At 70.3% G+C, this 26,695-nt stretch carries 31 protein-coding genes; 16 read left to right on the forward strand and 15 right to left on the reverse strand.

Features of this window, described 5'->3' with window-relative positions; genetic code table 11:
* Positions 1–11: 11 nt before the first annotated feature.
* Complete coding sequence (locus CRP55_RS45610; protein WP_097328346.1) at positions 12–458, forward strand: DUF6918 family protein; 447 nt, start codon at positions 12–14, stop codon at positions 456–458.
* An 8-nt stretch (positions 459–466) separates the two neighbouring features.
* Here the strand turns inward: CRP55_RS45610 and CRP55_RS45615 are convergent, their stop codons facing one another.
* Positions 467–1,477: an S-adenosylmethionine:tRNA ribosyltransferase-isomerase gene (locus CRP55_RS45615; RefSeq protein WP_097328347.1), complete on the reverse strand. Its 1,011-nt coding sequence runs from the start codon at positions 1,475–1,477 to the stop codon at positions 467–469.
* Positions 1,474–2,199 (reverse strand): SDR family NAD(P)-dependent oxidoreductase, encoded by a 726-nt coding sequence (locus CRP55_RS45620; RefSeq protein WP_097328348.1) that lies wholly within the window; start codon positions 2,197–2,199, stop codon positions 1,474–1,476. The genes CRP55_RS45615 and CRP55_RS45620 overlap by 4 nt, the downstream gene beginning before the upstream one ends.
* A gap of 164 nt (positions 2,200–2,363) precedes the next feature.
* Between CRP55_RS45620 and CRP55_RS45625 the strand changes: the two genes are divergently transcribed.
* From CRP55_RS45625 to CRP55_RS52555, 3 genes are read left to right on the forward strand one after another with little or no spacing between them, the layout of a single operon-like run.
* On the forward strand, positions 2,364–3,494 hold the full coding sequence (locus tag CRP55_RS45625; protein ID WP_097328349.1) for a GAF domain-containing sensor histidine kinase: 1,131 nt from the start codon (positions 2,364–2,366) through the stop codon (positions 3,492–3,494).
* The gene (locus tag CRP55_RS45630; protein WP_097328350.1) at positions 3,487–4,158 is read left to right on the forward strand and encodes a response regulator; all 672 of its coding nucleotides are present in this window, start codon (positions 3,487–3,489) and stop codon (positions 4,156–4,158) included. The genes CRP55_RS45625 and CRP55_RS45630 overlap by 8 nt, the downstream gene beginning before the upstream one ends.
* Before the next feature lie 36 nt (positions 4,159–4,194).
* Positions 4,195–5,241, forward strand: a complete 1,047-nt coding sequence (locus CRP55_RS52555; protein ID WP_143235402.1) for a carbohydrate binding domain-containing protein — start codon at positions 4,195–4,197, stop codon at positions 5,239–5,241.
* Here CRP55_RS52555 and CRP55_RS45640 read toward each other — a convergent pair.
* On the reverse strand, positions 5,238–7,190 hold the full coding sequence (locus CRP55_RS45640; RefSeq protein ID WP_097328352.1) for an acyl-CoA dehydrogenase family protein: 1,953 nt from the start codon (positions 7,188–7,190) through the stop codon (positions 5,238–5,240). The two genes, CRP55_RS52555 and CRP55_RS45640, sit on opposite strands and share 4 nt — an antisense overlap.
* A gap of 65 nt (positions 7,191–7,255) precedes the next feature.
* On the opposite strand from CRP55_RS45640, the gene CRP55_RS45645 reads away from it, so the two are divergent.
* From CRP55_RS45645 to CRP55_RS45655, 3 genes are read left to right on the forward strand one after another with little or no spacing between them, the layout of a single operon-like run.
* Positions 7,256–7,870: a TetR/AcrR family transcriptional regulator gene (locus tag CRP55_RS45645; RefSeq protein ID WP_097328353.1), complete on the forward strand. Its 615-nt coding sequence runs from the start codon at positions 7,256–7,258 to the stop codon at positions 7,868–7,870.
* A 1-nt stretch (position 7,871) separates the two neighbouring features.
* Positions 7,872–8,516, forward strand: coding sequence for a TetR/AcrR family transcriptional regulator (locus CRP55_RS45650; RefSeq protein WP_097328354.1), 645 nt, complete (start codon positions 7,872–7,874; stop codon positions 8,514–8,516).
* A gap of 35 nt (positions 8,517–8,551) precedes the next feature.
* Positions 8,552–9,481: an SIS domain-containing protein gene (locus tag CRP55_RS45655; RefSeq protein WP_097328355.1), complete on the forward strand. Its 930-nt coding sequence runs from the start codon at positions 8,552–8,554 to the stop codon at positions 9,479–9,481.
* 7 nt (positions 9,482–9,488) lie between these two features.
* On the opposite strand, the gene CRP55_RS45660 is transcribed toward CRP55_RS45655, so the two are convergent.
* The 3 genes from CRP55_RS45660 to CRP55_RS45670 all read right to left on the reverse strand — a co-directional run bounded on the left by CRP55_RS45660 (position 9,489) and on the right by CRP55_RS45670 (position 12,895).
* On the reverse strand, positions 9,489–11,072 hold the full coding sequence (locus CRP55_RS45660) for a hypothetical protein (RefSeq protein WP_097328356.1): 1,584 nt from the start codon (positions 11,070–11,072) through the stop codon (positions 9,489–9,491).
* A gap of 61 nt (positions 11,073–11,133) precedes the next feature.
* The gene (locus CRP55_RS45665) at positions 11,134–11,265 is read right to left on the reverse strand and encodes a hypothetical protein (RefSeq protein WP_342751620.1); all 132 of its coding nucleotides are present in this window, start codon (positions 11,263–11,265) and stop codon (positions 11,134–11,136) included.
* 37 nt (positions 11,266–11,302) lie between these two features.
* A complete protein-coding gene (locus tag CRP55_RS45670) occupies positions 11,303–12,895 on the reverse strand; it encodes an ABC-F family ATP-binding cassette domain-containing protein (RefSeq protein ID WP_097328358.1) in 1,593 nt (530 codons plus the stop codon).
* 275 nt (positions 12,896–13,170) lie between these two features.
* Here CRP55_RS45670 and CRP55_RS53675 point away from each other — a divergent pair, with 275 nt between their 5' ends.
* Together CRP55_RS53675 and CRP55_RS55920 are read left to right on the forward strand one after the other, a co-directional pair.
* Positions 13,171–13,311, forward strand: a complete 141-nt coding sequence (locus CRP55_RS53675; protein ID WP_179855633.1) for a hypothetical protein — start codon at positions 13,171–13,173, stop codon at positions 13,309–13,311.
* A gap of 74 nt (positions 13,312–13,385) precedes the next feature.
* Positions 13,386–13,517, forward strand: a complete 132-nt coding sequence (locus tag CRP55_RS55920) for a hypothetical protein (RefSeq protein ID WP_281260858.1) — start codon at positions 13,386–13,388, stop codon at positions 13,515–13,517.
* Here the strand turns inward: CRP55_RS55920 and CRP55_RS45675 are convergent.
* Complete coding sequence (locus CRP55_RS45675) at positions 13,508–14,185, reverse strand: GNAT family N-acetyltransferase (protein WP_097328359.1); 678 nt, start codon at positions 14,183–14,185, stop codon at positions 13,508–13,510. The genes CRP55_RS55920 and CRP55_RS45675 overlap by 10 nt on opposite strands.
* A 149-nt stretch (positions 14,186–14,334) precedes the next feature.
* Here CRP55_RS45675 and CRP55_RS45680 point away from each other — a divergent pair, with 149 nt between their 5' ends.
* On the forward strand, positions 14,335–14,517 hold the full coding sequence (locus CRP55_RS45680) for a hypothetical protein (protein ID WP_097328360.1): 183 nt from the start codon (positions 14,335–14,337) through the stop codon (positions 14,515–14,517).
* An 8-nt stretch (positions 14,518–14,525) separates the two neighbouring features.
* Complete coding sequence (locus CRP55_RS45685; protein ID WP_097328361.1) at positions 14,526–15,212, forward strand: polysaccharide deacetylase family protein; 687 nt, start codon at positions 14,526–14,528, stop codon at positions 15,210–15,212.
* 60 nt (positions 15,213–15,272) lie between these two features.
* On the opposite strand, the gene CRP55_RS45690 is transcribed toward CRP55_RS45685, so the two are convergent.
* Complete coding sequence (locus CRP55_RS45690) at positions 15,273–15,845, reverse strand: DUF1697 domain-containing protein (protein ID WP_097328362.1); 573 nt, start codon at positions 15,843–15,845, stop codon at positions 15,273–15,275.
* A gap of 29 nt (positions 15,846–15,874) precedes the next feature.
* On the opposite strand from CRP55_RS45690, the gene CRP55_RS45695 reads away from it, so the two are divergent.
* A complete protein-coding gene (locus tag CRP55_RS45695; RefSeq protein WP_097328363.1) occupies positions 15,875–16,453 on the forward strand; it encodes a nuclear transport factor 2 family protein in 579 nt (192 codons plus the stop codon).
* A gap of 93 nt (positions 16,454–16,546) precedes the next feature.
* Here the strand turns inward: CRP55_RS45695 and CRP55_RS45700 are convergent, their stop codons facing one another.
* Both CRP55_RS45700 and CRP55_RS45705 read right to left on the reverse strand, forming a co-directional pair.
* A complete protein-coding gene (locus tag CRP55_RS45700; protein WP_218855022.1) occupies positions 16,547–19,678 on the reverse strand; it encodes a BTAD domain-containing putative transcriptional regulator in 3,132 nt (1,043 codons plus the stop codon).
* 476 nt (positions 19,679–20,154) lie between these two features.
* Entirely contained in the window at positions 20,155–20,517 is a 363-nt protein-coding gene (locus tag CRP55_RS45705) for a hypothetical protein (protein WP_097328365.1), read from the reverse strand.
* A 240-nt stretch (positions 20,518–20,757) separates the two neighbouring features.
* Between CRP55_RS45705 and CRP55_RS45710 the strand changes: the two genes are divergently transcribed.
* Entirely contained in the window at positions 20,758–21,375 is a 618-nt protein-coding gene (locus CRP55_RS45710; protein ID WP_097328366.1) for a hypothetical protein, read from the forward strand.
* An 83-nt stretch (positions 21,376–21,458) separates the two neighbouring features.
* On the opposite strand, the gene CRP55_RS52560 is transcribed toward CRP55_RS45710, so the two are convergent.
* From CRP55_RS52560 to CRP55_RS45720, 5 genes are all read right to left on the reverse strand, one after another.
* Positions 21,459–21,917, reverse strand: a complete 459-nt coding sequence (locus tag CRP55_RS52560) for a hypothetical protein (protein WP_143235405.1) — start codon at positions 21,915–21,917, stop codon at positions 21,459–21,461.
* 221 nt (positions 21,918–22,138) lie between these two features.
* Positions 22,139–22,594, reverse strand: coding sequence for a hypothetical protein (locus CRP55_RS52565; protein ID WP_143235407.1), 456 nt, complete (start codon positions 22,592–22,594; stop codon positions 22,139–22,141).
* On the reverse strand, positions 22,588–23,316 hold the full coding sequence (locus tag CRP55_RS52570; RefSeq protein ID WP_143235409.1) for a hypothetical protein: 729 nt from the start codon (positions 23,314–23,316) through the stop codon (positions 22,588–22,590). The genes CRP55_RS52565 and CRP55_RS52570 overlap by 7 nt, the downstream gene beginning before the upstream one ends.
* A complete protein-coding gene (locus CRP55_RS52575; protein WP_143235411.1) occupies positions 23,313–23,669 on the reverse strand; it encodes a hypothetical protein in 357 nt (118 codons plus the stop codon). Before CRP55_RS52575 ends, CRP55_RS52570 begins: the two co-directional genes overlap by 4 nt.
* A 41-nt stretch (positions 23,670–23,710) precedes the next feature.
* On the reverse strand, positions 23,711–24,721 hold the full coding sequence (locus CRP55_RS45720) for a DUF4240 domain-containing protein (RefSeq protein ID WP_097328368.1): 1,011 nt from the start codon (positions 24,719–24,721) through the stop codon (positions 23,711–23,713).
* Positions 24,722–25,047: 326 nt separating this feature from the next.
* Between CRP55_RS45720 and CRP55_RS45725 the strand changes: the two genes are divergently transcribed.
* The 3 genes from CRP55_RS45725 to CRP55_RS45735 all read left to right on the forward strand — a co-directional run bounded on the left by CRP55_RS45725 (position 25,048) and on the right by CRP55_RS45735 (position 26,675).
* Positions 25,048–25,434 carry a TipAS antibiotic-recognition domain-containing protein gene (locus tag CRP55_RS45725; RefSeq protein WP_097328369.1) on the forward strand — a complete coding sequence of 129 codons (387 nt, stop codon included), beginning with the start codon at positions 25,048–25,050 and terminating at the stop codon, positions 25,432–25,434.
* A 47-nt stretch (positions 25,435–25,481) separates the two neighbouring features.
* The gene (locus tag CRP55_RS56590) at positions 25,482–25,838 is read left to right on the forward strand and encodes an EAL domain-containing protein (protein WP_097328370.1); all 357 of its coding nucleotides are present in this window, start codon (positions 25,482–25,484) and stop codon (positions 25,836–25,838) included.
* A 78-nt stretch (positions 25,839–25,916) separates the two neighbouring features.
* A complete protein-coding gene (locus CRP55_RS45735) occupies positions 25,917–26,675 on the forward strand; it encodes a DUF6928 family protein (RefSeq protein ID WP_097328407.1) in 759 nt (252 codons plus the stop codon).
* The last annotated feature ends 20 nt before the right edge of the window (positions 26,676–26,695 follow it).

Raw genomic sequence — 26,695 nt, forward strand, 5'->3', positions numbered from 1 at the left:
GTGTCGCTCGCATGATCTCGAACCTGAACGACCTCGCGGCCGACGAAGCCTCGGTCAAGGCCATCGCCACCGACCTTCAGGGCGTCGTCGAGTCGGAGCTGGCCAAGAAGTCCGGTGTCTCGGCCGCCGCGGTCAAGCTCGCCTACAAGGCCGTCTCGTCGTTCGCCCCCGGCTACTACGCGCAGACCGTCGAGCTGATCGTCCCGTCGGCGCTCGAGCAGCTCCAGCCGTTCTGGGCCGACTTCCAGGACGCCGGCGGCGGCACGTTCGGCGACTACCTGGCCAAGCGCAGCCCGGAGGTCACCGAGGCCATGCTCAAGGTCACCGACGGCATGGCCTCGGACTCGGAGAAGGCCGTGGTCGTGAAGGCGTACAGCACCGTGCGCGGCGGCGCCGGCAAGCACATCGAGGCGGCCCTCCCGGCCGTCGGCACCCTGGTCGAGAGGTACGCCGCCTGACGCGCTTCTCACGGAAGCAGTAAGTGAACGTCGCCGAACTCGTGCCACCGGTACCGTCCGCGCAGCGCTTCGTCGTAGGCCGCCCGGAGCGCTGCCGGGCCGGTCACGGCCGAGAGCATCCGCAGGTGTGAGGCGCGCGGCTCGTGCAGCCCGGTGAGCAGCCCGTCCACCGAGCGCACCGGCCGCTCCGGCCCGATCACCAGGTCGGTCCAGCCCGACGCCGGCCCGTCCCACGCCGTTTCGAGGGCCCGCACCACCGTCGTACCGACCGCGATCACCCGTCCGCCGCCGGCTCGGACATGCTCGATCAACCGCGTGGTCGGGCGAGGGACCGCATACCACTCCGGGTACGGCGGCTCGTCCACCTCGGCCGAGGCCACGCCCGTGTGCAGCGTGATCGGCGCGACCAGAATCCCCCGCCCGGCCAGTTCAGCCAGCACCGCGCCGGTCAGCGGCCGTCCCGCGCTCGGCATCTCGGCGCTGCCCGGCTCCGTCGCGTAGGCGTTCTGATACGTCGCCAGCGGCCAGTCCCGATCGGTGTAGTCGTAGCGGATCGGCCGCCCGTGCCGCGCCAGATAATCGACTCTCGTTCCAGGCACGTCGGCTTTCGCCGTCCAGAGCCTTGAGGTGTACGGATGGAGCAGAGTGACCGCCCCTTCGGGCACCGGGAGCCGCAGCCCCGCCCGCGCCGGCCCCGTGCCCGGCGCGAACGGGGCCGTGCTGCCCCCGGCGGACCGGCGCAGCTCCACCAGCCACGACCCGTCGGCGTGCTCGGTCGAGACGTGCACGACCAGCCCGTCCTCGGTGTCGATCGCGGCCGGCACGGTGGCCGAGTTGTTCACCACCAGCAGGTCGCCGGCCTCGAGGATCCGCGGCAGCTCCGGGAACCGGTGGTGACTGACCGCCGCGCCCCGGCTCACCAGCAGCCGTACGTCCTCGCGCCGCCGCCCCCGCGCCTCGGCCGGCTCCCGCGCCTCGAGGTCGGCCGGCAGCTCGAAGTCGAGGGTGGCCGTGGTCATCGTGCCCCTTCGACGGCCGGCAGATCGGACGCGGCGTACCGCCCGGAGGCGGGGCGCGCCCGCAGCAGCCCCAGCAGGTGCGGCACCACGGTCTCGGGCGGCGGCAGATGCGAGATGTCCTCGCCGGGCGCGGCCTGCTGGTAGAGGCGGGTGCGCATCTCGCCCGGGTCGACGCTCCACACCCGTACATCAGGCTCCTCGAGCGCGAGCACCGCGCCCGCATGGTCCAAGGCCGCCTTGGCGGCCCCGTAGCCACCCCAGCCCTCGTAGGCCTCGACGGCCGCGTCCGAACTGATGTTGAGGATCGCGCCGCCGGACGGCGAACGGCGCAACTGCGGCAGCAGCAGCTGGGTCAGGGCGATCGGCGCGAGGGCGTTCACCTCGAAGGTCTCCAGCAGCGCGGGCAGCGGGAAGGTGGCCAGGGCCGGCAGCGGCGAGCCACCCAGCACGGACGCGTTGTTGACGAGCAGATCGGCCCCGCCCAGCTGGCCGGCGGCGACGGCCAGGACGGCCCGGTGGTCGTCGTCGACGACGTCACCGGGGATGGCGATGACGGTCGTGCGCTGCCCGAGCTCGGCCGCGATCACGTCGAGGTCCCCGGCGGTCCGCGCGTCGAGCACGAGACGCCAGCCGGCCGCGGCCAGTCCCCGGGCCAGCGCCGCGCCCAGTCCGCGGGAGGCGCCGGTGATGACGGCGACCGGTGTCGTGTTGTCGTTGGTCATGCCGTCGACCCTGCCCCGCATCGATCGCCGCCGAATCGGGCCAGGGACGGCTTCGCCCCGGGACCTTGGTCCTAGGACCATCGGCGCAGGGCTTTTTGTCAGAGGCCGCGACTAGGGTGAGCGCGTGAACTTCTCGCGGGCCCGGGCGATGAGCGGGTGATCTGATGAGCGACGAGCTGCACGTCGCGCGGCGTCTGTCGGCCGCGGTGCTGGCGGTCAGCGACCGGCTGACCGTTCCCGAGGTGCTGCAGACGATCGTCGACACGGCCCGCGAGCTGGCCGGGGCGCGCTATGCGGCGCTGGGCGTCCCCGACGAGGCCGGCTCGTTCGCGCAGTTCGTGGTCTCCGGCGTCAGCGCCGAGGTGCAGGCCGCGATCGGCCCGCTCCCCCGCCAGCACGGCTTCCTCGCGGTCATGCTGCGTGACCCGGCCACCCAGCGGGTGGCCGACATCCGGGCCGACCCGCGCTTCCACTGGTGGCCGGCCGCCCATCCGGTGCTCGAGGCCTTCCTCGGCGTGCCCATCATCAGCGGCGACGAGATCCTCGGCGCGCTCTATCTGGCCAACAAGTCCGGCGGCTTCACCGACGCCGACGAGGAACTGGTCGGTGTGCTGGCCGCCCACGCCGCCATCGCCCTGACCCACGCCCGCCTCTACGCGCGCAACCGCGAGCTCACCATCGCCGAGGAGCGCGCCCGCATCGCCCACGACCTGCACGACGCGGTCGCCCAGCGGCTGTTCGGGCTGCGCCTGACCGCCCAGGCCGCCGACGTCCTGCTCGACCGCGACCCGGCCGCCGCCCGCCGCCACCTGACCGAGGTGACCACCTTGGCCAAGGAGGCCACCGAGGAGTTGCAGGCCGCCGTCCAGGAGCTGCGCCCGGCCGACCTGGCCACCGACGGCCTGCCCGCCGCCCTGCGCAAACAGGTCAGCATCCTCGACCGCGCCTACAACGGCGCCCCCCACCTCACCTACGGCGACGACGACCCGCCCGAGCTGCCCATGCCCGCCCGCACGGTCCTGTTCCGCGTGGCTCAGGAGGCCCTGCACAACGCCGTCCGCCACGCCAAGGCCACCACGGTCCGGGTTCGCCTTCAGACCCACGACCCCGATGTCGTACGCCTGGAGATAGCCGACGACGGCCAGGGCTTCGACGTCGCCGCCACCCTGAAGGCCGGCCGCAGCCTGGGCCTGCGCTCCATGCGCGAACGAGCCTGCGCCATCCGGGCCACCTTGACGGTCGACTCCACCCCGGGACAAGGCACCACGGTCCGCTTGGAGGCCCGCCATGCTTGACCTTCAGGTCGCCCACCGCGCCACGCCTCCGCACATCCGCGTGCTGATCGTGGACGACCATCCGGCCGTGCGGCGGGGGTTGCGCACCTTTCTGGAGCTCGCGGGGGATCTGGAGGTGGTCGGCGAGGCGGCCGACGGGCCGACCGCGCTGGAGCTGATCGCCGAGACCGGGCCCGAGGTCGTGCTGCTCGACATGGTGCTGCCGGGCATGGACGGCGTCGAGGTGCTGCGGGAGTTGCGCCGCCGGGAGCTGCCGGCCCGGGTGCTCGTGGTCACCAGCTTCACCGACCGGGCCCGCCTGATACCGGCCGTGCGGGCCGGCGCCCGCGGCTATCTGTCCAAAGACGTCGACCCCAACGCCCTGGTCGCGGCCGTCCGCTCGGTCGCCGCCGGCCACCTGCTGCTCGAACCCGACGTCGCCGCCGGGCTGCTCGGCGGGCCGGCCGAGGAGCCGGCCCTGACCGCCCGCGAGCGCGACGTCCTGGCCCTGCTGGCCGAGGGCCGCTCCAACCGCGAGATCGCCCGGGCCCTGGTCGTGGCCGAGAAGACGGTGAAGACCCACGTCTCCAGCATCCTTCTGAAGCTCGGCCTGGCCGACCGCACCCAGGCCGCCCTGCACGCCGTCCGCACCGGCCTGGCCTCCGGAGGTGATAGACGGGCGTAGTTATAGTGACCGGCGATGCCGAGTTCCTCTGTAGACATGCCTTCGCCGGTGCGGACGGCCGACGACTTCGTTGCCGAGCTGCGGCAGCTTCGGGTGCGCGCCGGCAACCCCTCGCTGCGGCAGCTGAGCCGGCTCGCCGACCAGCGGATCGCGGCCGCCCGCGGTGAGATCCGGCCCGATCCGCTGCCGCCGAGCACCACCTCGGAAGTGCTGGCGGGCAAACGGCTGCCGCGGCTTCCCCGGTACGAGTTCGTCGAGTCGTTCGTGACGGCCTGCCTGCGGGCCGGCGGCCAGGACGAGCCGGCCATCGCGGCCGAGGTCGCCCGCTGGCGCGCCGCCTGGTGCACGCTGTCCGAGCAGGAGACGGCGGCCGGGCTCGCATCGGCTGGGGCGACGCCGGCCGGGGCCGCGCCGAACCGGCCGCGCCGAGGCGTGGCGCCGCCACTGGTCGCTGTCATCTTCGTGGCCGGCATCGGCGTCGGCGTGCTCGGCGCCCGGGCCTGGCCCGGCCGGCAGGACCCGGCCGCGGCGCCGCCCGCCGGGTCGCAGGCGGCCGGAGCGCAGGGTGCCGGAGCGCAGGCCGCCGGGGCACAGGCCGCCGGGGCACAGGCCGCCGCGGCGCCGGACACCTGCCTGCCGTCCGATCACCCCGCGCCGGCCGGGCCGGACGTGCTGAGCCGGGCGGCCGCCGCCTGGTGGGCCAACGACACCGAAGCGGCCTCCGTGAGCGGTGGAGAAGGCCACCGCTTCCGGGCCGACGTGGCCACCGGCACCAAGACCCCCGGCGACGTCGTCATCGTGAAGAGCGACGTCGACCTGGTGCAGGGCCGCCCGTACACCCTGGCCTTCACCGCCAGCACCGACCGGGCCACCACGATCCGGGTCCGGGTGCAGGACAGCCCGCCCACCTATCAGGAGTCGTACACCCGCGACCTGCCGGTCGACACCACCGCCTGCCGCCACGAATACCGTTTCGTCGCCGCCCGGACCAGCGCCCACTCGGAGCTGACCTTCCAGGTCGGCGGCCACGCCGAGGACTTCCGCCTCGAGGTGGCCGACGTCGCCCTGGTCGAGGCCGCTTAGCCCTCGGCGTCGTGCTTGGCCATCGTCTCCTGGCGGTCGGGCTCCTCGCGCAGGATCGCCGCGTCGAGCCACGTGTCGGGCAGGCCGAAGCCGTCGACCAGTGTCGCCATGTGCGGGCGCAGCTCGCGCAGCAGGTCGTTGACGGCGCCGGTGACCGCCTTGGAGCGGGCCGGGGTCAGGCGCTGGTGTTCGAGGAACCAGCCGCGGTCGGCCTCGATGGTGGTCAGCGCGTACAGGTCGCAGACCTTCGACAGCAAGGCCTTCACGTCCGGGTCGCCGGTGCGCTCGATGCCGGCGACGAAAGCTTCCAGCACCACCCGGTCGATGTGCGCGGTCGCCGTCTTCAGCACGTGGTCCTGCACGTCGTTGAAGATGTCGAACTGCCGGTCCTTCTTGGTGGCCGCGCCCTTGCGCAGGCGGCGGATCACACCCTCGAGGACGTGTTTCTCGCGGTCCTCCAGCATCTTGAGCTGCCAGCCGCGGTCGGTCAGCGCCACCTCGTCGCCGCGGCCGGGCACCGCGTCGACCAGGCGCTGGATGAGCGAGCGGGCCGCCGTGCGCTCCAGCATCATCTCGCGCACCTGGTCGGCCACGAACGCCGTACGCCCCCAGCCGTCGAGCGAGCCGAAGGCGTCGCGATAGCCGGTGAGCAGGCCTTTCGCCACCAGCTGGAGCAGGACGGTGTTGTCGCCCTCGAAGGTGGTGAACACGTCGGTGTCGGCCTTGAGGCCGGGCAGGCGGTTCTCCGAGAGATAGCCGGCGCCGCCGCACGCCTCGCGGCACATCTGGATGGTGTGGGTGGCGTGCCATGTCTGCGCGGCCTTGAGGCCGGCCGCCCGTGACTCGAGCTCGCGCTGGTCGTGCTCGGCCGCGCCGGCCCCGGCCACCTGCACCGCGTGCATCTTGGTGACCAGTTCCTCCTGGCCGAAGTGCAGGGCGTACGACTTGGCCAGGGCGACCAGGAGCTTGCGCTGGTGGGCCAGGTAGTCGTTGAGGACGACCTCGCGGTCGTGGCCGGGCGCGCCGAACTGGCGGCGGACGTCGCCGTAGCGGACCGCGATGGTCAGCGCGACCTTGGTCGCGGCCGAGGAGGCACCGCCGACGCTGACCCGGCCCCGCACGAGGGTGCCGAGCATGGTGAAGAAGCGGCGGGTGTCGTTCTCGATCGGGCTGGAATACGTGCCGTCCTCGGCGACCTGGCCGTAGCGGTCGAGGAGCATGTCGCGGGGCACGCTGACGTGGTCGAAGCTGAGCCGGCCGTTGTCGACGCCGAGCAACCCGGCCTTGTGCCGGTCGTCGCCGATGGTGACGCCGGGCATCGGGTCGCCCTGCGCGTCGCGGATCGGGACCAGGAAGGCGTGCACGCCCTTGGGCGATCCCTGAGTGATCAGCTGCGCGAACACCACGGCCATCCGGCCGTCGCGGGCGGCGTTGCCGATGTAGTCCTTGCGGGCCGCCTCGTGCGGTGTGTGCAGGTCGAATGTCTGAGACGACGGGTCATAAGTGCATGTGGTGCGCAGACGGTGGACGTCGGAGCCGTGACCGGTCTCGGTCATCGCGAAGCAGCCCATGAGCTCGGCCGACATGATGTCGCGGACGTACGCCTCGTGGTGGCGATGGGTGCCCAGGGCGGAGACGGCGCCGCCGAACAGGCCCCACTGCACGCCCGCCTTCACCATCAGCGAGAGGTCGACATGCCCGAGCATCTCGGCCGCGACCACCGCCGCGCCCGGGTCGAAACTACCGCCGTACTCCGAAGGGAATGCCGCAGTGACCCCGAGATCGCCGGGCAGTTCGGCGAGCAGACCGGTGATGCGTGACCGGGCCTGCTCGATGCTCTCGCCCGGCACCGGCGTGAACCGGCTGTCGTCGAGCCTCTCGCGGGCGGCCCGGCGGATGTGCGCCCAGCGCCCGTCGAGCACGTCGCGCAGCGCAGCAGCGTCAACCATCGCAACCCCCTTGGTACAGCTTGTACCCAACCGTGGGTACAGACTGTACCAGTTAAGGTGAGCGCATGAGCTCTGCCGCCGTCAGGAAGGACACCGTCGCCGCGCGGCGAGCCGGCGGCGTCAATCACCGGGAGCGGATCGTCGCGGCGGCCGTCCAGGCGATCGAGGAGCACGGCAGCGACCCCGGCCTGGCCGTCATCGCCGACCTCGCGGGCCTGCCCCGCCCGCACGTCTACCGGCACTTCACCGGCAAGGACGAGCTCGACCAGGCGGTGGCCCGCCAGGCGGCCAAGATGCTCGGCGCCTGGATCCGCCCCTCGCTGACCGTGCGCGGCACCCCGCCCGAGGTCATCGACGGCCTGGTCGCCCGCGTGCTTCAGTGGGCCGCCTTCCACCCCAACCTCTACCGCTTCCGGGTGCGCCTGAGCCCCGGCGAGGCCGTCCCCCAGCTCACCCGCGCCCTGGCCGCCTATGTCCGCACGCCCCCGTCCGAGCACGTCGTGGCCGGCGTGATCGGCCTGGTCGACGCCAGCGTCCTGTGGTGGTTCGACCACCGCGACGAGATCGACCAGGACGCGTTGAGCGCCTCCCTCTCGGCCCAGGTCTGGCTGCTGCTGGCCGCCGCCCTGACGACTCTCGACCCCCACGCGCCGCTGACCCCGTCCTACCCGGAGGCGTGACGTGCGCGCACGTCCCTCGCTCAGCCCCGAGCTGATCATCGACGCCGCCAGCCGCCTCGCCGCCACCGCCGGGGCCGAGGCGCTGACCGTGCGCCGGCTGGGCAAGGAGCTCGGCGCCGACCCGACCGCGGTCTACCGCCATTTCCGCGACCGCGACGAGATCGTCCTCGAGGTGGCCGACCGCCTGATCGGCCAGATCATCGAAGAGCTGCCGCCCGGCCTGCCGTGGCGCGCCCGCCTGGAATGGCTGGGCCGCCGGCTGGTGCGCACCTTCGTCGAGCATCCGGCGATCGCCCCGACGGTCGCGATGCGCACGACCCGGCGTCCCGGAGAGTTCCGCACCGTCGAGGTGATCCTGGGCGCGCTGCGCGAGGCCGGGCTTTCCGGCGAGCTCGCGGCGGTGCAACACCGGGTCTTCGCCGACACCTTGTTATCGTACGCCGGCATGTGCGGCGGCTACGCCGCACTGGAGGAGTCGAGCCGCCGCGGCGACGAGTCCGCGTGGACCCACGAATATCAGGCCCTGCCCACAGCCGACTTCCCCAACATCGCCGCCATCGCCCCCCACTTCGCCGCCGTCGACGACGACGTCGTCCTCACCGGCCTGCTGACGGCCCTGCTGGACAACATCGAGCGGCTCGCCTGACCCGCAAGCACCGCGCCTTCGGCGAGGATGGCCGGATGACCACAGCACTCGCGTCGATGATCGCCGCCCAGCCGGACGTCATCTCCGCCCTCGCCGCCGAGCCCGTGACCGCGGCCGACCGCCTCGCCGACGGCCGCCGGATCTGGCTCATCGGCACCGGCACCAGCCTGCACGCCGCCGAACTGGGCGCCTCCGCGCTGGAGACCGCCGGCCTCGACGCGCGGGCGATCGCCGCCAACCGCTTCACCACGCCCCGCCCCGGTGACGCCGCCATCGTCATCACCCACACCGGCCGGACCGCCCACGCGCTGCGCGCCCGCCAACTCGTGCTGGACGCCGGCCTCCCCCTCGTCTCGATCACCGGCCCGGACGTCGACTGGCCGGACGCCGTGCGCACGCCCGTCGCCGAGAAGTCCGAGACCTACACGGTCAGCTACACCGCCGCCCTCACCGTCCTCGCCGGCATCGCCCACCGCCTCGGCGCTCCCGGCCTCGGCCCTTCGAAGATCCAGGACACGGCCGACGCCGTACGCGGGGTGCTCGCCGACCCGGGCATCGACGCCATCCCGATCCCCGCGCGCGCCATGGCCATCGTCGGCCCCGGCGACTGGTCGGTGACCGCCCGCGAGGCCGCCCTGAAGATCCGCGAGGGCGCCCGCCTCCTGTGCGAGGGCTTCGACCCCGACCGCCTGCTGCACGGCGCCGCCGTCCCCTACGGCTCCGCCGACTCCTTGCTGGCCCTGGCCCCATCCGACGAGCTGACGGCCGGCCTGGCCCACGCCGCCCGCGTCTCCGGCCTGGGCGTCTTCCTGCTGCCCGCCCCCGGCGACGGCCTGCTGGCCCAGATCCCGATGACCGTGCGCCTTCAGCTGCTGGCCTTGCGCTTCGCCCGCCAGCGCGCCCAGAACGCCGACATCGCCATCACCGGCGCCTGGGCCGACCACGCCTTGTGGGAGGCCCTCTGAGCCGCGATCACGTGTCGCGCAGTTCCTCGGCCAGCCGGCCGTCCTCGGCGAGGTCGGCCTCGGTGGCCCGGCCGGCCTGGCGGCGCTGCAGGCGGTGTGCGGCGGCCGCGACTTCCCGTCCGCGTTCCTGGACCCGGCGGCGTCCGGCCTCGGCCTGCTTCTTGGCCTCCCGCATCTCCTGGCTGTCGCGTTCCACATCGGCCAGGGTGCGCGGGGACGTGATCTCGGCGATCGTCTGCTCCTGCCACGCCAGGTCCTCGGGGCTGCCAACGCCGCGTTCGAGCCGTGACTGGCGTGCGAGTTCCTCCGCCGATCGCGTCTCGTCGCGCTCCCGGTCATGGGCGATCATCCGGTCCAGTTCCCGCTGCCGCTGGGCCGCCGACTCGTACAGCCGGTCGAGCTCCTCCCGGGCCCGCCGGGTCTGCTCCTCGACCTCGGCTCTCACCTGCTCGACCAACTCGCGGGCCGGTTCGTAGGTGGTGCTGTCGAGGATCTGACGGCCCGCGAGCTGGGTGGGCATCTCGCCGAAGTCGCGGAGCAACCGGTGCAGCCAGCCGCCGAGCGCCCGCACCGCGACGTCCCCGCGATCCGGGTGTTCGGCGGCCGCCTGGGCCAGCAACCTCGCGGTGATCAGCGCGGGTCCGGTTCCGATCGGCAACCGGTCCAGCGCGGCGGCCAGGGTCTCGGGACGGCGGGGCCGGTGCTGCCGGTCGTACACGTCACCGCGTTCGCCGGTCATCCGCTCGCTCGCTCGGAAATGCAACTCGGCGGATTGGCACCAGGCCTCGGCCGCGAGTTCGAACGCCGCGGCGGCGCCGCCGGTGTCCCCCTCGGCCAGGTGGCCCGCCCCGAACTCCTCGTGCACGTAAGCCTTCGCGGCCAGGACCGCCGCGGTCGGCGGGCCCGCGGCGATGGCGCGGTCGAGCCACCGGCCGGCCTTCACCAGATGGTCCGGCGCGGTCGGATGAGCCAGGGCGAGCAACTCGACCTCGGCGCGCCACGCGTGCGCCGGCCCGTACAGACCCCGCGACGTGTGCACGGCCCGCGCGGTGGCGGCTCGCGCTCGCGCCAGCCGCCGCCGATCGAAGCTCTTTCCGGCCGCGAGCCGGCGCACGGCCCGTTCGGACACGGCGAGCTGTCCCATGGTGGTTTCGGACAGCCGCCGGGCGAGGACGCGGCGCGCCCGGAGAACATCGACGCCACCGACCCCCAGCACCAGCACCGCGACACCGCCGAGGGCCACCAGCGCCCAGCCCTGCGGCGATCCCCAGTCCGTCGCCGACTCCACGCCGAACGCCACGGCGAGGCCGGCCGCCGCCGACGCGATCACCACGTTGAGGCCGAGCACGAGATCGGCCAGGCGGTCGTGCCGGGCGCCCTGGAAGACCGTCCTCTGCTCGTCGAACCACTCGGCGTCGAGGGGCTTCTGGTCGCGGCGGGCGGTGGCCAGCAACGCGTCCAGCGCGAGCGCGTGGTCCACGGCCCGCTCATTCTCGCGATGCACCCGGGTGGTCAGGAACGTCGTGGAGAACACTGTGGCCGCGACCAGCGTCGACAGTGTGGGCATGGCGACCGGGGACAGCGGCTCCACGAGTCCACCGTAAGCGCGGACCCGGTCGCGCCGGGTCCCCGGATCAACCATTGTTCGCCGGTCAGGCGGCTACATAGACCCACGCACTTTCGCCCGAGGCCAGCGGCGCCGCCACGCGCTGGTAGTCGTCCACCTCGTACTCGTCGGCCTGGCCGAGCTCGGCTTCGGTCACCTCCAGCACCGAGCCGTCCACGCCGTCGCCCGCATCGCCGGTGGCGACCAGGATCGGGTTATCCCCGATCCTCGATGAGACGGCCGCCGGCGAGGCGCAGGCGGCGGTTGACGCCGATCTCGCTCAGGAAGCGCTCGTCGTGGCTGACCACGACGAACGCGCCCTGATAGGCGGTGAGGGCACTCTCGAGCTGGCCGACGCTGACCAGGTCGAGGTTGTTGGTCGGCTCGTCGAGCAGCAGCAGTTGCGGCGCCGGCTCGGCGAACAGGATGCAGGCCAGCGTGGCGCGCAGCCGCTCGCCGCCGGAGAGCACGCCGACCGGCAGATGCGCGCGGGCGCCGCGGAACAGGAAGCGGGCCAGCAGGTTCATCCGCTCGGCGTCGTCGCGCGCCGGGGCGAACCGCGCGAAATTCTCCGCCACCGTACGGCTCTCGTCGAGCAGGTCGAGCCGCTGGGAGAGGTAGGCGACCGGCACGCCGGCGTTTTCCCTGATCTGCCGCATCAGCGTCGATTTGCCGGCGCCGTTGTCGCCGATCAGCGCGACGCGCTCCGGCCCCCGGATCGTCAGATCAACACCCTCGAAGATCAACTTATTGCCGTACGCGGCCCGCATGCCGTCCGCCTCGAAGACGGTCTTCCCGGCCGGGACGTTGGTGCCGGGCAGTTCCAGCGCGATCCGGTCCTCCTGGCGGGCGGCCCGGCTGGCCTGGTCGAGCCGGGCCTGCGCGTCACCGACCCGGCCGGCGTGCGTCTCGGCCTGCTTGGCCGCGGACACCTGCGCGTCCCGCTTGAGGTTGCCGGCGACGATCCGGGCCAGGCCGGCGTCGGCCAGGTTGCGGCTGGCGTTCGAGGCCCGGCGCTGGGCCCGCTCCCGGGCCTGCTGCATCTCCCGTTTCTGCCGCTTGAGGTCGGCCTCGGCGTTGCGGACCTGCCGCTCGGCGACCTCACGCTCGTTGCGCACGGCCTCCTCGTACTCGGTGAAGGTGCCGCCGTACCACCGGACCTCGCCCTGCGGCTCGAGCGCGGCGATGCGGTCCATCTCGTCGAGCAGCTCCCGGTCGTGGCTGACCACGAGCAGGCACCCCGACCAGGAGCGCAGCACCTCGATGAGACGGCCGCGGCTCGCACGGTCGAGGTTGTTGGTCGGCTCGTCGAGAAGCAGCACGTCGGGGCGTTTGAGCAGCTGGGCGGCGAGCCCGAGGGAGATGACCTGGCCGCCGCTGAGCGTGGACAGGCGCCGGTCGAGCGTCACGTCGCCCAGGCCGAGCCGGTCGAGCTCGGCGCGGGTGCGCTCCTCGACGTCCCAGTCGTTGCCGACGACGGTGAAGTTCTCCTCGTCGGCGTCGCCGCTCTCGATGGCGAGCAGCGCGGCCATGATTCGGTCGACGCCGAGCGCCTGCGCGACGGTCTGGTCCTTGAGGAAGGGCAGATCCTGGGGCAGATAGCCCAGCACGCCCTCGACGTGAACGCTGCCGCCGGTCGGTTTCAGGTCGCCGGCGATCAGCTTGAGCAGCGTCGACTTGCCGGCGCCGTTGGAGGCGACCAGACCCGTGCGCCCACCCGGCACGGAGAAGGAGAGGTCGTCGAAGACCGGGGTGTCATCCGGCCAGGAAAAGGACAGCGAGGAACAGACGATGTATCCATCGGACATTTCGGGGATCCCAAAGATCGCGGGCTCCCTCAGGGAGACCCGGCAGCGAACGAAGGCACGACAACAGGGGCCGCGGCAACGGCGCGTGGTGTCACGCGCGCCTGCGGCCCGCCGGGAAACTCACCCGGAGATGTCGTCCTCGCCAGCCATGCGCAGAAGCTTAGCGCGCCCCGCCCGCTGCGCGCCGTTACAAAGCCCACTTGAACCATCTGCGAGTATCGAGCGTCGTGGAGCTCTACGAGGCGAGGCGTCTTCTGCCTCGGGAATGCCGGGGAATGCACGGCGAGGCTCGCATCCCGGTCGCCGATCACGTCCGGGGCATTCTGTACGCCGGACCCGACCTGTCCCGGGTCGTCGACCCCCTGCCGCCCCTCGAATACCTCCGCACCGAGATCGGCGGCTGCCCTCAACGCTGACCGCGCTCCGCCTGATCGGCGTCCGCGCCGAGATCGACTGCGCGCTCCTGACCGGCCTGCGGGAGCTCGACGTGATGAACAGCCGCACGTTCGTCAACCTGGACGCGCTCCTCGGCATCCCGCGGGTGAGTTTCGTCAACTGCGGCAATCCGTTCCGGGGGCGGCCCGAGTTCGCCGCCAAGGGATTCGACGTCGCCTATGCCTGAGGGCGCCCGTACTGGTGGAAGTTCACCGGGCGCCGCACGCTGAAGCCGAGCTTCTCGTACAGGCGAATCGCATTGGTGTTGCCGATCGCGGCGTGCAGGAAAGGCGTCTCGCCGCGCTCGGCGATGCCGGCCGCGACGGCGCTGACCAGGCGGCCGGCGAAGCCGTGACCGCGGTAGGCGGGATCGGTGCAGACGGCGCTGACCTCGGTGAAGCCGGTCAGGCGCATGCGCTCGCCGGCCATCGCGACCAGCTTGCCGTCGCGGCGGATGCCGAGATAGCGGCCGAGCTCGACGGTGCGCGGGCCGAACGGCCCCGGGCGGGTCAGGGCCACCAGGTCGAGCATTTCCGGCACGTCGTCCCGGGTCAGCGGAATCGCTTCCGGGTCCGCCTCCGGACGTACGGCCGAACCGACAAGCTGGACACCCCGGTTGAGTGACGTGACCGCCCAGCCCGCCGGCGGATCGTCCGGGCCCGCCGGCAGAAGGACCGGCCCACCGTCGCCGGTCAACGCGGCCAGATCATTCCAGGCGCCCGGATCGGCGGCGTCGGCCAGCCCGTGAAAGGGCGAGACACCGGCCGTGAAACGGGCCGCCCGGCCTTTGGTCTCCGCGAATTCGGCCTGCGGGCCCGACAGCGCCGCCCACACCGGGTTATCCAAGATCGTCACGCGTTCTGGATTAGCACGAATCAGACCGCAAACGGAAAGTGAGGTCGGACACGGCCGGCCCCGGAACAGTCATACGACCGATGCCTTTCGGCGCTCACCGGACGCACGCTCGATTCGGCAACCGGCCGTGCGCACAGGTGGGGGCACCGATGTCGTACATCCCTGAGTTCGACGACGACTCCGACAAGTCCGAACTGGACGTTTTGGCGGAGGCGATTCTCGACGCTCTGCGCTCGGGAGTGCTCAGCGACCAGTCACCGGGCATCCACCGGCCCGAATCCACCGTCGCGTTCGAGCCCGGCCTGCCGCCCTCGAAGTCACTCCTCAACTAGGTCGGTGTATGAAGCTCTCCAAGAACCTGGCCGCCGGATTCGCATTCGCCTCGCTGCTGGCGTCCGGCATCGCCGTCTCCGCGTCCGCCCCGGCCCAGGCGGCACCCGTCACTTCGGTCGAGGTCGTTCAGCTGGCCGCGGCCAAGAAGACGATCGCGCTCACCTTCGACGACGGCCCGTCGAAGTACACGCCGCAGGTCCTCGACATTTTGAAGCGCAACAATGTCAAAGCGACGTTCTGCATGCTCGGCAACAATGTCGGCTCGTACGCGGCCACCGCGCGGCGCGTGGTCCGCGAAGGACACCGCCTCTGCAACCACAGCCGCAGCCACCCGAACTTCACCAAGCTGTCGAACTCGGCCGCCCGCAACCAGATCACCTGGACCCAGAACAAGATCTACAGCGTCACAAAGGTCAAGCCCAAGGTCTTCCGTTTCCCGTACGGAGCGAGCAACTCCCGCGTCCGCACGGTGGTCCGCGACCAGAACCTGCGCATCCTGGGCTGGACCGTGGACACCCGTGACTGGTCCCGGCCCGGCACGTCCACCATCACCAGCCGGGCGGTGAAGGGCGCCCGCAACGGCGGGGTGATCCTCATGCACGACGGAGGCGGCAACCGCAGCCAGACGGTGGCTTCCCTGAACGCCACCATCAAGCAGCTCAAGGCCAAGGGCTACACCTTCGTCCTGGCCTGAGTCTCCTGAAGAGGTGGCCGCCGTCCCCAGCCCGGACGGCGGCCACCGCACCTTCGACGCTTAGCTGGGAGCACGGTTGTTGGCGTCAAGCATCGCCAACAGCTTCACCGTGGTGTTCCAGCTGCGGACAGTCATCGACTTGTAGAGCGGCGACGTCAGTATCGAGCTCAGGCGGCTCTTGGTGCGCTGAGCGCTGAGCCGCTCCGAATAGATGACGCCATCCCCCGGCCAGACCCGGTCGACGCCCTCACGCGGATTGAATATCGGCATCGCCTCGGCCGGGTCGACGCCGATCAGGAAAATCGCATCGCTGTGGTATTTTTCCGGCTGATCGCCGAAGCCCGCCGGCCTGTTGTCCACGATGCCCTGGAGATCCTCACGGGTGAGGACCAGCACTTTGACGATTTCGCTGTCGAGTTGGAAGGCCTGGGGCATCGCCGCTTCGATCTGAGTAGCAATATCCTCGGCCGGCCGGTCCGACGTCAGGATGACATTGCCACTGGCGATGTAAGTGGAGACGTCGAGAAACCCCATTCCTTCGAGCCATGTCCGCAAATCCGCCATCGGAACTTTGTTCTTGCCTCCGACGTTGACGCCGCGCAGGAGAATCAGGAACGTCTTCACGTCGCGCATCGTACCGCGAGGCGGATTTGCTGGGACGAATGCAGAATCGACGATTTCCCTCGTCCTTGGCCTGCCTAGCCATCGGGCGGCTGGATGCGCCGAACCACGTCTGCTACGACGATGACCTCGGAGACGGGTTCGGGTTCATCTACCGGCAGCCCGGTAACGAACTCGAGGCTCTGGCGGTGGTGAGCGTCTTACGGGTCAACGATGGCCGTCTATTGTGCTCACATGGTGGATGCACGGGGCTGATCGAGCGCTTCAACGCCGCTTGGGAGTTGGGCGACCTGGCGACGGTGTCAGCGTTGCTCGCCGACGACGTGATGTACTGCCCGAACGCCTGGGACGGGCCGGCCAGCGCCGTTCGCGGCAGGGACGAAGTCAGCAAGGTGCTCGCTGAGCAGCTCGGTCCCGGCGAGGGTCCGGTCCTCGGGCCGGTCTGGGCGGCCGGGGATCGAGTGGTCTGTGAATGGCGATGGCCCCCGGCCGACGACGGCACAGTTCTGCGCGGGCTTGACGTCTATCGAGTGCGCGATGGCCGGATCGCCGCGAAGGATGTGTACGGCAAGATCACCGCGGGTCCGGACGAAGTCACGACAGGGCCTCTACCGCGATGACCGTCGGTGCACTGGTCTCGGCAAATGAGCGCATCTTGCTGGCACGAGCATCGCGGTACGTCCCGCCTACGGTCTTGTCAGCCGCGAGCTGAGCTAGTCGCCGAGCTCGGCCAGAAACGCCTTGGCTCTGCGGGCGAACTGGTACGCCTCCTGCTGGGCCGACCGGTCGCGGGCCGTCACCGCCGCGGCGCGCACCTGCTCGGCCGGCGCGCCGCGGGCCAGCAGGACCCGGGCCCGGAGCAGAAGGATGAGCCCCTCGGCGTAGCGGTGTCCATGGGCCTCGAGATAGTGGTCGGCCAGCTCGAGGGCGGCGCCGGCCCGCTCCGGTTCCGCGGCCGCGAGCCACATCTCGACGACCAGCCCGAAGTGGAAAGCGATGCCGTACCGCCGGCCTTCCATCATCGTGCGCATGGCAGCCTCGCCCTCGGCCGCCGCACCAGCCGGATCGTCGCCGGTCAGCGCCCGCATCCAGCACCAGGTCACCCGCAGGAAGACGTCGACGTCACCGACGAAGTGCCCGGGATCGGCGGCGAGCCAGCGTGCCGCCGCGCGCTGGGCGGCGGCCGGCTCGCCGCTCATCGCGGCCGCCATGGTCGCGAAGTGGGCCCAGAGGGTGATCTCGTAGCGATTCTGGCCCGCGGCGGCTTCGACGATGTCGAGCAGGACCTGCGTCGTTTCCGGGTCACCGTGCAGGGTGGCCACCACCGCGTGCTGCATGAGACCGAAGATGTGCAGTTCACGCCGCAGCGGATTGCCCACCACCCAGAGCCGGTCGTCCATCAGGGTGCGGTTGCCCTCGGCCAGGTGCCGCAGCGCCGCGCCGACGTCGCCGAGCGACCACTGGTGGAGGCCCCAGCCCTGTTGCCCGTACTGGCGCACCACCGGATCGGCCGACGCCTGACCCTGGGCGTACAGCCGGCGCGCAAGGTCGAGGTGATCCGGTTGCACGGAACTGAAGGCGCTGATCACGCGTGTGAAGAGGAAGTCGGCCGCCTCACCCGTCCGGCCGATCGCGCCGGCCACGTATTCGGCGCGATCGAGCAGCTCGATGTAGGAGCCCGTGTAGCCGGCCTGCCGCTTGAACACGGCTACCAGCAACGACAGGGCCGGCAACTCGCGTTCGGGGAGACCGGCCGACCGCGCGAGCTGGACGGCCGAGCGCAGATGCTGCTCGGCCGCCACGAAGGCCAGCTTGGCCACCGCGCGGCGGCCCGCTTCGGTCAGCGCGTCGGCCGTCCGGGCCGGATCGGCGAGCGGACCGGCGGCCCACAGGTGATAGGCGAGGCGTTCCACGGCCGCGTCGTCCCGCGTCCCGGCCCGCTCCAGCGCCTCCGCGACCCGCAGATGCAGCGGGGTCGCCCGGCGCGACGGCATCGCTGCGGTGATCGACTCGCGGACCAGGTCGTGCACGAAGCTGAAGGCGAACGGATCGCCGGACACGGGCCGGAGCAGACCGAGCCGGCCGAGCGGCTCCAGACGGTCGAGACAGGTCTGCACGTCGATGCCGGCCACGGTCGCGAGCAGGAGGAGGTTGACATCCCGGCCGAGGAAGGCCGCGATCTCCAGCACGTCCCGCACCGCGTCGCCGAGCCCGGCCGTCCGGTCCAGGACGACGTCGCGCACGCTGAACGGCACACCCTCACCCGCCAGCGGGCCACCACCAGCCAGTTGCCGGGCGATCTCCCGTACGAAGAACGGGTTCCCGCCCGTCCGTACGTGAACGGTGCGGGCGACCGTGGCGTCGACCTCGTTCCCGGTCTCGTCCCGGATGAGCCGGGCGACCTCGGGCGCGCCGAGCGGACCGAGCCGGATCCGGCGGTGGCCGGGTACCCGGGCCAGCCCGGCCATCACCCGGGACAGCTCCGAGCCCGGCACCGGCGCGCTGTCCCGCATCGCGCCGGCCAGCGCGGAGCCGCCGGGCAACCGGGCGGCCAGGTGACCGAACAACCGCAGCGATGCCACGTCGCCCCACTGCAGGTCGTCGATCACCAGCAGCAGCGGCCGCGCGCCGGAGAATCGGGCGATCATGTCGACGACCTGCTCGAACTGGCGGAACTGGGCGCCCGAGTCGGGCAACTCCGAGTCCGGCAGCCCCGAGTCGGTGACCGGGCCGCTCCGGGGTGCGACCAGGCGGCCGACGTCACCGACCAGCCACTCGTCACGCGTCTCGACCGGCAGGTCGGCCACCAGCGCGCGGAGGGCCCGCATCCACGGCCACAGCGACGGTGCCCCGGCGCCCTCGACGCAGGCGCCCCAGACGACGGTCACGCCGCGGCGCCGCGCCTCGGCCGCGATCTCCTCCAGCAGCCGGGTCTTGCCCGCGCCGGGCTCGCCGTCGACCAGCGCGAGGCCGCTGCCGCCGCTCAGCGCGGGGTTCACCGCCTCCCACAGCCGGGCCAGCTCGTCGTCCCGCCCGATCAGGCCGGGCGGCGCCGGCGTCACGGCGACTGGTGCCGGCGCCGCGGTTGCCTGCGGCCGTCCCAGCACCTGACGGTGCGCCTGTTCCAGGGCCGGACCGGGATCGATGCCCAGGTCGTGGGCGAGACGTTCCCGGACGGTCCGATACAGCGCCAGGGCCTCGGCCTGCTGACCGGCCGCCCCCAGCACCGAGATCAGGCTCGCCTGCACCGGCTCGTGCAGCGGCCCCATCGACGCCGCGAGGCGCAGCGCCGGCACGACCCGCTCGGGCCGGCCGCGCGAAACGGCCAGCCCGGCCGCGGCCACGCAGGCGTCGAAGAACTCGCCGTTCAGCCCCGCGAAGATCGGCATCGCGGCCGGCGTATGAGCCAGGCCGTCGCCGGCCGGCCCGTGCCAGAGACTCAGCGCCGCCACGTAGTTGTCGAGCGCCGTGTCATCTCGTTCCGCCCCGGCCGTCTCGACCAAATTGCGGAACGCCACGAGGTCGACCATTTCCGGATCCGGTACGAAAAGGTAACCGTTGCCACGTCGCAACAAGTAGGTCCCGGTTTCGCGTGCGCGCAACCCGGGTTCCAGAACATGCCGCAGACCGCCGACATACTTGTGAAGCACATTGACCGCACTGGCCGGCGAGTCCTCGCCCCAGATCAGGTCGATCAGCTCGGTCACACTGATCGGGCGGCCGGCCTTGGCCAGCAGCAACGCCAGGAGATAGGCCTGCTGGCGAGGGCCGGCGCCCAACTCGGCGCCGTCGCGCCAGAGCCGCAGTGGGCCGAGGATCCGAAGTCGCAGAGAGCCGGATTCCATGGGCCGCATAACAGGCATGACCATGTTTGTCGACTCACAAAGTAATTGCCAATAAACCGTCGCGCAGTCCTTTTACGCGTCGCGTCAGCCTACACGCTCGCCCGGCTCGGCACTCATCGCACGGGCTGAGGCAGAATGCCTGACCTGTCGAAGTCCGCATCGAACCCGGCTCAGCGAAGAGCGAGTCAGTGCCGCTTCATCCTGCCCGGCACGCCGGCGCTCCCCTGCGCTTCCAGATCCACGGGCGCGGGCGGGTGTGGCGAGACAGTGCCGAACTGAATGCCGGTCCGCGGCAACAGGCCCTTCGCCTGGCCCTGCTTCCCGCCCGAACGGACAACCCGATCAGCACGGATGAATTGATCGGTCTGATCTGGGTGACAACGCTCCCGCGAGCGCCCTCAACCTCGTCCGCAAGTACGTCGGGCTCCCTCCGGCGGATCCAGACGCGGACGCGGTCTGCCCCTCATACAGCTGCGTCAGCCCGTGCGGTAGACGGCCAGCAGCCCGGCGAGGACCAGCAAGCCTGTCCAGGTAACTGCGGTGCCAACCACGCCCCTCGGCCATTGCAGCCGGGTAGCGGTGGACACGACGACTGCAACGACGGCGGCGCTGAGTACGACGCCAGTCAAGGCTAGCGGGGCGCCGTAAAGGATGACCCCGGCCAACGCCCAGTCGCGCGAGCTGGAGCATTCCGAGCCATCACAAGGGGCCACCGGATCCGTCGTGAACGCAACGAAGATATAGCACCCCGCCCAGGCGGCGAGCCACCACAGGACAGAAACGACCATTTCAGGAAAGAACCGCACGGTGTTCAGGCGGGGCGGGACGGCAGACTCCACGAGCACTTCATCGGCGACAGCGGCCGCAACCTGCGGAGTATTAAGTATGCAAGTTCCGGGGACGGTGATGGATAACATTCCAGGATCCCGTAGAGGTCGACATGGTCGAGCATCGGCGTCGCCCCCTTAGCACAGAGAGGTGGCAAGTGAGGATGCGTCGCGGTAGCCGCGCCAAGTAAGGCCGGAGGGGCAAGCGCGGTTTCTGGCACCAGCGTGAGAATCGCTCGGTAGGTTGAGGACGTGGGCGAGTTCGTGAAGGCGACCGCGCTACGTACGAACGATCTGAATGCCGTGCAGGCGGGCCTCCTTCGCCACGGGCGGATACGCGACGACGCAGAGGGCGACGAACTGCGGACCTCGGCGAGTGTCTGGGCGCCTGTCAACGGCTGGACCGTGGCGATCTGGCCGCGATGGTTCACCGACCTGAGTTTCGTCTCGCCTAAGCTGTCGGCCGACCTCGGCACCCTGGCGAGTGCCATCGACGTCTACGACGGAAACTTCTGGACTCACCAACTGTGGCGCGACGGCGTCGAACTCGACCGCTTCAGCTCCAGTCCGGAGCACTTCGCGCAGAGCCGGGCGGAACTCCGGCGTCTACGCCAAGAATGGGCCGGCAGGCCGGACGTGATTGCCAACGCCTTCGGCGTCAACGCCAACACGGTCGCGCGCTACCTCATCCCGCCGTACACCGGCTTCTTCGGCCGCCTCCGGGGCCGCCGCAAGCCCTTCCCCGATGACGCCACCACGCTCGACGACGTCTGGATCTTCGTCGACTTCTGGCGCCGCCTGGGCATCACGTCCTTTGACGGCACGCCGCCCGCCCGGACCGTGCGCCTTCCGACCCTCCGTTTCGATTAGCTAGGCGCTACTCAACCTGGCGGGCTCGCTACGTCTGCTGCGCGCACGGACAGCGGCAAGAGAGTACGTCGGTCTCCCAGAGCTCAGTCCCCGGAGTTGAACACCGTTCCGCCCACGCTGGCCGGTCGCCACGAATCAATCTGCATCCACTCCGCCTTGCCCAACGCGGCGGTGTCCACGCCGCCGAGCGGCGAGTCGAGCACCTGACGACTCATCACGACGAAGCCGATCTCGGAGAACCTCGCGGCCCAGGTCGGCGGGTGGACGAAGGCTTTCGGCTCGAGGTCACCAGTGCCCCCTCCCGCGAAGGCGATCAGCGGGTACATGGCGTTGCAGAGGATCGCGAGCTGGTCATTCGACGTGACGACTACGGCGGAGTGGAAATTGCGCGGATATGCGCTCTCAACAAGCTGTTCAACGGCACCACCTGCGGCCCGTGCGGCCTCGTAGCAACCACGCCGGAACGTGCGGACTTGGACCTCTGGCAGCTCTGGCTCCTTGGCGGAGCGAAAACCCGTCACTCCTCGTTCCAGCCGAAACACCGTATCATCCTCCCCGCGCCCGGTGACACGATACGACGGCGCACGGACAGAGCGACTCGACGCACTCGCATCGGCACTTCAGCACGTCTGACGGCCAGGAGGCCGCTCACGGAGCGTCACGGCTCGGCTGGTCTTCCGCGCACGCTCGGCGGCAAGAGAGTGCGCGACAAGTACAGTCGATCCCTAGCGCTCCGCTTTACGGACGTCGCACAGGCCACCAGTCACGCGCCTTCGAAAAGCATCAGTAGATCGAGTGCCGCTAGAGCGCTCTTCTTATCCGCCCGAGCGCTCGAAAACTTCTTCGCCGCATCGGCGCTTTTCAAGACGCCTGCAGTCAGCAGGCTCGGCCCCAGGTGGCCGCCTAGGACGGTTCCAACGGTGGCGGCGACGCCCGAAATTGCGAAATCCGCGGTCCCGAGTCGAAGAGCGCTGATGGCTGGTGATTTTCGTGCGGCGCCTTCAATGCGTCGCCTCATCGGCTCCATGCCTTGGCGCATATCTTCACGGGCGGCATGCATTTCCTCCGGATCGTCAACGTTTAGATCGCCTAGCCGACCCAAGCACGAACCTAAAGCAACCCTCCATTCATTGAACCGTTCATCGTCGTGTCTAATATTTACAAGGGACCGGATTTCAGGCTCGAATGTTGGTACCGTGACATCTAACAGTTTCAGCATGTCTGTGGCACTGATGGCGCCTCTATTGTGGGTGCGAGCCATCCTGAACACGGCTTGCTCGGCCTTGCATTGAAAGAGGCGATGGACTCGTTGGGCCAGCACCGGATGTAAGTCTCGTGCTCGAACGCATCTATGCAAAGCTGCCCGACCGCACGAGCGTACTCGCCATCATCAACGGTCTTAGATTCTTGACTGCCGCGCTGAATCCACGCTTCAACGTAGGGATCTCCCTTCTGCGCAATTTCGATGGCTAGAGCCTTTCGGAGACTGACTGGATGCAACTTAAGCGATGTCGTGGGAGCAAAATGCACAGCCCCCTCATTGAAGAGAGACTTGATACCAAGGAGATACGCCACAACCGTCCGACGAACGGAGGATTCCGCGTGCGTAAGCGCTGCAAGCGGGTCGTCAACCACTATCTCGTGGGCGTACAGTAGGACTGTTAGCGCGGTTCTGATTAGGGTCTCGTGCGAGGCCACTGACTTGGCGGATTGACTAATCCTGGCTGATCTTCCACTCACCACTGGGCGAATGTGGCCTACCGGAAGCTCGGGCACAAATCCAATTCCCGGAAGCTCGGCCTCCGAAGCGCAGAACTTCGAGAAATCGATTAGGTGCTCAGATGGCGCTTCGGCGATGCGCTCCGCCAGTTCGGGTGTAAGGTCTTCACCCCAATAAGATTTGATTACCGCGTATGGATTCCATCTCGTAGTCTCGTTCACCGCACCCCCTCCTTTATGCGATGATAGCTAATCTCGTCACGTGCGTTCTGCACCTGATCGAGTGCACTCACATCGGCCAGATCCGCGCATGCGCGCCTCCGCCGCTTCATGAGCGTCTGCACAGAAAGCGAACACGCTTCGGAGCTACCGCCGGTGGAGATCCAATATTGGTGCCGGTTCTCGCCAACATCTCGGCATGCGGCGGCAGCAGCGTGGCGCCGGAAGTCGCGAAGGAAGCCAAGGCGGCTCCGGCCACCTGAAATGGACCCAATCAGAAAGCATGCTCCCGGTGCGGCCCAGTCATCCATGATGGCGGGATTGGCCGCACCGTCCGAGGCCAGGTACAGCACCACGCCGTAGCCGACGGCATTCGGGCGAATGCCGGCCGACGCACTCAAGGCGACGGCGGCTCGACCCGCTTGACTGAGTCGCCGTCGGCGTTGACATGAGCCTCGATCAACGCCACGGCCTCCTCCGGATCGACGTACTCGCCGCGCTCCAAGCGTTCCAGCAGACCGGGTGGCAGGGGCACCTCGTCCTCCTCAGGGCCGGGCCGGAAGAACTCAGGCGCGATCCCGTCGAGCGACGGCTCCGGCAGCGGTGGCGGCGGACCCAGTCCGAGCTGCTCTCGGGCCAACTCGAACAGGTCGCGGAGATCCCCGGTGACCAGGGCGAGCATCGCTGCCGGGTCGTTCACCGGGATCGGGCCGGGATCGCGCGTCATCGTGACCCGCACCCGCTTGCGGCCTTTCTTGACCGACGCCTCCGCCGGCGTCGAGTCCATGCCGTCGAGCATGAGCCACAGCTCGCAGGTCGGCACCCCGGCACCCGCCCACCAGCGCCGCCACGCCGGATCGGCGATGACGGCGTCGAGGATCTCGGTCTGGATCAGGTCGTACGCGCGGGGCAACCCGCCCGGGATCGCGCTGCCACCGGCGAACTCCAGCCACGCCAGCTCACCCGGTTCCTCGTCCGTGACTTCCTCAGGGGCATTGTCTCCCCAGGCCGCGACGTTGCTGCCCGTCTCATAGCTGAGCGGCGGCTCGTGCTCCCACAGCAGGCCGGTCGCCCGCTCGTAGGCCTTCCCGGCGACGGTCAGCAGTACCTCGGCCTCCCGGTCCACGAACTTGCTCAGTGCCGACGGCGTACGCGCAACCCGCTCGTAAGCCTTCCGGCCGGCCGCCACCACGGCGCAGCGCACGTAGAGGAACCCGTCGGCGCCGATCGGCCGCGCGGCCGCGAAGTGCGCCGGCGTGTCGAGCGCCCACAGCAGCGCGGCCAACCGGTCCTCGAAGCCGGTGATGTCGACCTGCGGCCGCCCGGCCAGCCGAGCCACCAGCCGCTCGACGTCGCCATCGCGCCCCACGGCGCGCATGAGCTGCCAGAACACGGCCTCGTCAATCATGATCAAGACGCTATAGCACTCCGCCGTCGTGTCAGGGCAGCAGCGACCCCCGGGACGCTGTGGCGCACATCGCGGCACGCACCGACGATGTGGTCCGGACGGAGGTGGCCGCGACCGGCTACCCGATCGCACTGGCGGTCAGCTAGCACCGTGCGGGCCGAGGGCCGGTCCGGCACTCACCTCGCACCGAGCCCATCGACACCGGATCGCCGAGCAGCAATATCGATCTACCGGGGCCGGGCCGGTGTGCGAAGGTTCGCTGCCGTTCGCGCTCACAGGCCGGGCGGCGGATCCGTACCGCCTCACGACAGGGCATGACACCACAGATGAGTATTTCCACGCTCGCCGCCGAGGATGCCGATCGCTGCCGCCGCGCGCTCGCCGACGAGCAGGCCGCCAGTCTCGCCGCGACCGCCGGCTGGGCGCATGTCGACAAGGACCAGGTCCACCGCGACTGGCACGACCTGTACGGCGAGATCACCGCCGCCATCACCGCAGGCGCCCAGCCGGGCGACGAGGCGGTCCAGAAGCCGATCGCCCGCCACCACGCCGTCGTCAGCCGGTTCTACATCCCGAGCATGGACGCCTACCTCGGGATGGCCCTGCTCTACGCCGAGGACGAGGGCATGCGCACCTGGCACACCTCCTACCACCCGCAGATGGTCGACTTCCTCGGCGCGGCGATGCGGTACTACACCGACACCCGTCGCTGATCGCTGGTCGAGCGTGTCGGTGAGAAGTTCCCGATTGCCGCGGATGGATGCCAACGGCGGCGCTGCTGCCGGACGCCACCGACCCCCGCAAGCTGACCCTCGCCGGCGATCTGCGCCACGGCATCGAACAGAACCAGCTCGTCCTGCACTACCAGCCCAAGGCCGACGCGCGGACCGCAGCCGTCCTGGGCGTCGAGGCCGTGCGCTCCACCGTCGAACTGGGCCGCAACCTGGGCCTGCGCGTGGTCGCCGAAGGGGTCGAGGACCTGCCGACGTGGCGGCACCTGGACGCGGTCGGCTGCGACGTGCCGCAGGGCTACTACATCTCCCGGCCAATTTCCGCGGAGGTGTTCGACCAGTGGCTGACGAACCGCACGACCGAAGCCGTCGCCGTGCCGTCCTGAGTGACCTGTTCCCCGGGCCAGACGTGCGGTTGCACGGGAGGCCGTAGTGTGCGGTGACCAATGTGGCTGGAGGGTTCGATGGGTGCGAAGACGGCGCTGCTGGCGTTCACCGACGGGGATCTGCGGCCTGCGATGCGGGGTGCGGTCCAAGCTGATCCGGTGGAGGTTCTCGAGCTCGTTCGGGAGTTTCATCCTGACTATGAAGTGACGCCGATCGGGGACGGCTCACTCGATGACCATTGCTTTCCGGAAGACGACGTCACCTATGCCACCGTGCTCGCCGGGGCCGAGCTCTTCTGCGATCAGCGACTCGTCGGCCTGCCGTCGGAACTGCCGGAACGGCTGCTCCGGGCCGGGGCCGGACGGCGCATTCTCATGCACGCGATGCACTCGATGTCGGACGCTCTGACTTTCGCCGTGTGGGAGGACGGGGAGCTGGTTCGCTCGCTGAGCGTTTCGCCGGACAGCGGGGTTGTGGAGAACATTGGTCAGCCGTACGAGTTCGAGCTGCCCTACTGGGCGGGCGAGCATCCCGTCGAGACGACGTTCCCCGGCCAAGGGGCGTACCCGCTGGACTTCCACCCGCTCGTGCTGGGCGAGGAGGCGTTGCGCGCGTTCTTCGGCTTCAACCTCGAAGGGTGGCGCGAACCGGACGACGTCGATCCGGTCGAGGTTCCCCTGCATGGGTTCCGCGTGGCCGACCCGACCGGCCGGGAGCAGGCCGAGCGCGAGGCCCGGATGGAAGAGCTTCTGCGGCGCATGCGACCGCCGCGCCGCTACAGCATGAACCCGGACGGGAGCCTCCGGGAGATCGGGGACGCTACAGCAATGCCGTGAGCGGGCTGTCTCGCTCTGAC

The sequence above is a fragment of the Paractinoplanes atraurantiacus genome (assembly GCF_900215205.1).
Lineage (GTDB): Bacteria > Actinomycetota > Actinomycetes > Mycobacteriales > Micromonosporaceae > Actinoplanes > Actinoplanes atraurantiacus.